Raw genomic sequence first — 3994 nt, 5'->3', positions numbered from 1 at the left:
GCGTCGCGGAGGCCGAGAAGGCCCCGGAGGAGACCCGAGCCGTCGAGACGCCCGCCGCCGAGGAGGCCGCGCCCGCCCGTCCGCGCCGCCGCGCGACCCGCCGTGCGTCCGCGCCCGCCGGCGCCCCGCAGGCCGCCGAGGAGACGCCGGCCGCCCCTGAGGCGGCTCCGATGGCGGAGGAGGCGGCTCCGGCCGTCGCCGAGCCGGCGCAGGCCGCCGAGATCCCCGAGGCCGTCGAGGAAGCCGCCCCGCGCCGTACGCGCCGTCGGGCCACCCGCCGGGTGTCCGCGCCCGCCGGTGCCCCCGCGCAGGAGGAGACCACCGTGGCCGAGGCCGCCGAGCCCGCGGCCCAGGCCACCGCGCCCGAGGAGGCCGCTCAGGCGACCCCCGAGGCCGCCGCCCCGCAGGCTTCCGACGAGGCCGGTGCGCCGCGTCGGGCCCGGCGCCGGGTGGTGCGTGCCGCGTCCGGGTTCTCCGAGCCCGGACGGTCGGCCGCGCCCGAGGCCGCCGGGACTGCCGAGACCGCCGAGGAAGCCGAGAAGGCCGCCCCGCGCCGGCCGCGCCGTCCCGCCGTCGCCGTCTTCCAGGCGCCGGTGTTCGCCGAGCCCAGGTTCCAGACCCCGGAGCGGGCCGCTGCCGAGGCCGCCGCCGAGGCCGCCGACGTGGAGGAGCCCGAGGAGGACGCGGAGGAGCGCGCCGAGGCCGGCTCGCGCCGTCGCCGTCGCCGCCGGGGTCCGGCCCAGGCCGAGGAGACGCAGGCCGTCGAGACCGCCGCCGAGGAGGCGGAGGGGACCGCGGGGGCCGCCGAGGAAGCCGAGGACCTCGCCGAGGGTGACGAGGAAGGCGAGGAGGCGGAGGACGCCGAGGGCTTCGAGGAGGCCGGCTCGCGCCGCCGTCGCCGCCGTGGCGGCCGCCGCCGTCGCCGTGGCGAGGCCGCCGAGGGCGAGGGCGCGGAGGCCGACGCCGACGAGCTGGCCGCCGAGCAGGCCGAGCAGGACGCCGAGGACACCGCCGAGCAGGAGGAAGAGGACGCCGAGGAGGCTCGTGGCGACGAGTCCGGCGGGTCCAGCTCCAGCCGCCGCCGGCGCCGCCGTCGTCGTCGTGCCGGTGACACCGGCGTCGAAGGCGAGCCGAACGCCGACGACCCCGAGCGCACGGTCGTCAAGGTCCGCGAGCCCCGCAAGCCCGCCGAGCCGTCCGACGAGGTGCAGTCCATCAAGGGCTCGACCCGCCTGGAGGCCAAGAAGCAGCGCCGCCGCGAGGGCCGCGAGCAGGGGCGCCGCCGCGTTCCGATCATCACCGAGGCCGAGTTCCTGGCCCGCCGTGAGGCCGTCGAGCGCGTGATGGTCGTCCGCCAGCACGGCGACCGTACGCAGATCGGCGTCCTGGAGGACGGCGTGCTCGTCGAGCACTACGTCAACAAGGAGCAGTCGACCTCGTACGTCGGCAACGTCTACCTCGGCAAGGTGCAGAACGTGCTGCCGTCGATGGAGGCCGCCTTCATCGACATCGGCAAGGGCCGCAACGCGGTGCTGTACGCCGGTGAGGTCAACTTCGAGGCGCTGGGCATGGCCAACGGCCCGCGCCGCATCGAGTCCGCCCTGAAGTCCGGGCAGTCCGTGCTCGTCCAGGTGACCAAGGACCCGATCGGGCACAAGGGCGCGCGTCTGACCAGCCAGGTCTCCCTGCCGGGCCGTTACCTCGTGTACGTCCCCGAGGGCTCGATGACCGGCATCAGCCGCAAGCTGCCCGACACCGAGCGGGCCCGGCTGAAGACCATCCTGAAGAAGATCGTCCCCGAGGACGCGGGCGTCATCGTGCGCACCGCCGCCGAGGGCGCGAGCGAGGACGAGCTGCGCCGGGACGTCGAGCGACTGCAGGGGCAGTGGGAGGAGATCCAGAAGAAGGCGAAGAGCGGCAACGCGCCGACGCTGCTGTACGGCGAGCCGGACATGACCGTCCGGGTCGTGCGCGACATCTTCAACGAGGACTTCTCCAGGGTCGTCGTCAGCGGTGACGAGGCCTGGCAGACGATCCACGGGTACGTCTCGCACGTCGCGCCGGATCTGGCCGAGCGGCTGTCGAAGTGGACCTCCGAGGTCGACGTCTTCGCCACGTACCGGATCGACGAGCAGCTCGCCAAGGCCCTGGACCGCAAGGTCTGGCTGCCCAGCGGCGGTTCGCTGGTGATCGACCGGACCGAGGCGATGGTCGTCGTCGACGTCAACACCGGCAAGTTCACCGGCCAGGGCGGCAACCTCGAGGAGACGGTCACCAGGAACAACCTGGAGGCGGCCGAGGAGATCGTGCGCCAGCTGCGGCTGCGCGACCTCGGCGGCATCATCGTGATCGACTTCATCGACATGGTGCTCGAGTCCAACCGGGACCTGGTGCTGCGCCGCCTGCTGGAGTGCCTGGGCCGTGACCGTACGAAGCACCAGGTGGCCGAGGTGACCTCGCTCGGCCTGGTGCAGATGACCCGCAAGCGGGTCGGCCAGGGTCTGCTGGAGTCCTTCTCCGAGAACTGCGTCCACTGCAACGGCCGCGGTGTCATCGTGCACATGGAGCAGCCGACCTCCGGTGGAGGCGGCGGCAAGCGCAAGAAGCGCGGGCGCGGTGGCGACGGCCAGGAGCACGTGCACGAGACCGCCGCGGTGGCCGTGGAGACCGGCGAGGCCGTCGAGCCGGAGGTGGAGACGGCCGTCGAGGTGGCCGCCGAGCTGGCCGAGCCGGTCGCGCTGCCCGCGCCCGACTTCGCCCCGGACGAGGAGCTGTACAGCAGCGTCGCCGAGGCGGAGGCGGCGGCCACCCGTGGCCGTACGCGTCGCCGGGCGAGCCGCCGGGCGTCGGCTCCGGCCGGTGCCCCCAGGGCGGAGAAGGCCGGTAGGGCCGAGAAGCCCGAGGCGGCGAAGGAGGCCGCGCCGGAAGAGGCCGCCCCGACCGCGCAGGACGTCACGGCCGAGGAGGCCGCCGCGCGTCCGGTGCAGCCGGAGCCGGCCGCCGAGGCGCTGGCCGAGCCGGCGGCCGCCGAGGACCAGGTGGTCCCGGCGCCGCAGGCCGAGACCGCCGAGGAAGCCGCACCCAAGGGCCGTACGCGCCGTCGGGCGACCCGGAAGGTGTCGGCTCCGGCCGGTTCCCCCGTGGGCGCCGAGGCGGCCGTGGTGACGGTGCCCGAGACCGCGCCCGCGGTCGAGGTGCCGGAGCCGCAGGCCCCGGTCGAGGAGGAGCCCGCCGCGAGCGCCGCCGCCGAGGAGGCGCCCGCCGCCCCGGCCCGGCCGCGCCGCCGTGCCGTGCGCAAGGCCACCGCGCCGACCGCGTCCGAGGAGGCGGCCGTCGTGGTCGTCCCGTCGGGCGCGCCGGAGGAGGCCCCGGTGGCCGAGGCGGTCGCGGAGGAGCCCGCCGAGGCGGTCGCCGCTGCCAAGAAGACCGCCCGCAAGGTGGCCAAGAAGGCGACGGCGAAGAAGGCCGCCACCAAGAAGACCGCGGCCAAGAAGACGGCCGCCAAGAAGACGACGGCCAAGAAGGCGGCCAAGACCGCCAAGACGGCCGCGGCCAAGTCGACGGCGAAGAAGACCACCACGGTCCCCACCGCCGCAGACGAGGGCTGAGTCTCGTCCCACCCGGTGTGGTCCTGTCGCCTCGGACAGGACCACACCGCTTTTCGGGGCCCTGAAGGCGAGTTCCTTTCAGGGCCCCGAAGTCGTACCAGGAACAAAGGAGAAGAACCGCGATGATAGGCCTCGTACTGGCGGCCGGCGCCGGCCGGCGTCTGCGCCCCTACACCGACACTCTGCCCAAGGCTCTGGTGCCGGTGGGTCCCGAGGGCGCGGAGGAGTCGCTGACGGTCCTGGACCTGACCCTGGGGAACTTCGCCGAGGTGGGTCTGACCGAGGTCGCGGTCATCGTCGGCTACCGCAAGGAGGCCGTGTACGAGCGCAAGGCGGCCCTGGAAGCGAAGTACGGCCTGAAGCTCACCCTCATCGACAACGACAAG

2 protein-coding genes are annotated in these 3994 nt (G+C 74.7%); both read left to right on the top strand.

Annotation, left to right across the window (positions count from 1 at the left end):
- Positions 1-3608, top strand: a 3608-nt coding sequence (locus ACZ5CW_RS06845) for an Rne/Rng family ribonuclease (protein ID WP_468599065.1), incomplete at its 5' end; no start/stop codon positions are given.
- A 122-nt stretch (positions 3609-3730) separates the two neighbouring features.
- The coding region (locus tag ACZ5CW_RS06840; RefSeq protein ID WP_468599063.1) for a sugar phosphate nucleotidyltransferase at positions 3731-3994 on the top strand (264 nt) is incomplete at its 3' end.

This window comes from Streptomyces sp. NPDC031379, from assembly GCF_055569615.1.
The sequence above is the reverse complement of the archived record's forward strand: the minus strand, read 5'-3'. Positions and strand labels throughout refer to the sequence as shown.